This is a genomic window from Bradyrhizobium sp. UFLA01-814 (genome assembly GCF_046718885.1).
Classification (GTDB): Bacteria; Pseudomonadota; Alphaproteobacteria; order Rhizobiales; family Xanthobacteraceae; genus Bradyrhizobium; species Bradyrhizobium elkanii.
The window spans coordinates 1-1,863 of sequence record NZ_JAQOSR010000357.1 but is presented as its reverse complement, the minus strand read 5'-3'; the positions used below and the strand labels follow the sequence as shown (position 1 = coordinate 1,863).

At 62.1% G+C, this 1,863-nt stretch carries 2 protein-coding genes; both read right to left on the bottom strand.

The features are described from left to right. Positions 1-503 precede the first annotated feature (503 nt). Positions 504-1,115 carry a sigma-70 family RNA polymerase sigma factor gene (locus PMN64_RS42780; protein ID WP_016848063.1) on the bottom strand — a complete coding sequence of 204 codons (612 nt, stop codon included), beginning with the start codon at positions 1,113-1,115 and terminating at the stop codon, positions 504-506. 246 nt (positions 1,116-1,361) lie between these two features. Then, a partial coding sequence (locus PMN64_RS42775; protein ID WP_411785107.1) for an acyltransferase family protein occupies positions 1,362-1,863 on the bottom strand: 502 nt, incomplete at its 5' end.

The window sequence follows — 1,863 nt, the reverse complement described above, 5'->3', positions numbered from 1 at the left end:
GTTGATGTGTCAGCTATGTCTCCGAACACCCGTCAGTGATCTGTCCGGGCTAAACACTTGACCGGGCGATCCAGTATCCAGAGGCCGCAATTGGGGGCACGTTGAGCAGTTCGATGATCCGGAGAACGCGATCAAGCGCGAGACGCGGCCCTGGAGATCGCCGGTGGTGGCGGACAGGCCTCTGGAATACTGGGTCGCCCGGTCAAGCCGGGCGACGACAGTCATTTTGAGGCCGCAAGTTGCCGCGCCAAATACAGAGCGACCCGGCTGGGGGGCATCCCGGCCGGGTCGTTGGAGGCTACTTGGGAGGTTAGAACGAAGAGGTATCGAAATCGGTTCAGTAAATGGGTTGGGGTTGCGTCGTTGGATATGGGTATAGAGATCGTGTTTTTCCGGGTGATGTCGTCGATTGTTTCAATTGTTTCATCGCCTGAATTTTTCGGCTTCGTGGACAATTGCCTGAATCGCGCGATCTCCGATTAAGCTGTTGAATTAGCTGTCCTTTATGCAGCGACGCTATCCACGCCGGCACCCCGCAGGAGGTCGGCGAGCTGCTTGCGGGCATAGAACATGCGGGTCTTCACCGTGCTCTGCGGGATACCGATGATCTCGCCGGCCTCCTCGACCGACTTCTCATGGTAGTAGACCAGATTGATGATCTCGCGGTGGGCCGGTGACAGCTTGGCCACGCAGGCGCGCAGGATCTCGCTGGTGGTGGCGCGATCGAGCGAGGTTTCCGGCGTGTCGGCGCCGTCGGCGATCTCCAGCACGTCGTCCTGGTCGATGTCCTCATGCTTGCGCTGGCGCAGCGCGGTCAGCGCCTTGAAGCGGGCGATCGAGAGCAGCCAGGTCGAGACCTGCGAACGGCCCTCGAACTGGGCCGCGGTGCGCCAGACGTCCAGGAACACCTGGCTGACCAGGTCCTCGGCCATGGTGGTGTCGCGCACCATCCGGAGCACGAAGCGGTAGACCCGGACGTTATGACGGGCATAGAGCGTGTGCATCGAGGTGCGGTCATTCTTGGCGATACGCGCGAGCAGCGTTTCATCCGAGGTCGCGCGAGCAGCGTCGATATGCTTCGTGGCTGCAGCGTTGATGGCGATGACGTTCGGCATGACAGGCTCCCAGTTCGCCGTTGGGCGGCGGTTCGTTGGGAGAAACGTTAGTTACGGCCCGTTTCCGGATGTCTGCGCGAAAAGCGGAAAATGGTTTCGTGACCGGGAGAATTGTTTCGTCGCCGGCCGGACGACGAAACATTCGGGATCAAAAAGCCAACAATTTCAATGTGTGGAAAATTCGAGCGGCCGGATTCCTGCCCTCGGAACGAATCCGGCGGTCATGACTTCTGGCACTGTCGGGGCTTATTCGGCCGCCTGCAGCGAGGGCGCCGCCTTCTTCGGGGCAATCCAGAACGCATCGGGCCGTTCGAACAGGAAATTGGCCCGCGCCGCCAGTGCCAGCCGCCAGATCACGAGCGAGCCGGCGACGCCGACCGCGGTCACGATCAGCGAGATCAGGCCGATGTCGTGGATGACGCCGAAGCGCAGCAGAAGGGTGCGTGTCGCCGCCATCGGCAGGAAGAAGGCGAGATAGATCACGATCGAATGCTCGCCGCAGAAGCGCAGCAAGCCAAGCCAGTGCGCGCGCGCCAGCAGCGTGCCGGTCACGATGATCGCGCAGGCGCCGGCAAAGCCGAGTGCCAGCGAGACGACCGGCCATTCGCTCACCTCGAGCGCAACCAGGCCGCCATTGATCAGCGCCCAGAGCCCAAGCCCGAGCAGGGCCAGCGCAGGCCGTGCCCGCGCGCGGTCCGACAGCGCGAACACGTAATTGGCGAGGACATAGCCCGTGTAGAAATAGACG

What these genes read in the sequence shown, in the direction of transcription:
- PMN64_RS42780 (WP_016848063.1), bottom strand. Translation starts at nt 1,115, where the DNA reads ATGCCGAACGTCATCGCCATCAACGCTGCAGCCACGAAGCATATCGAC.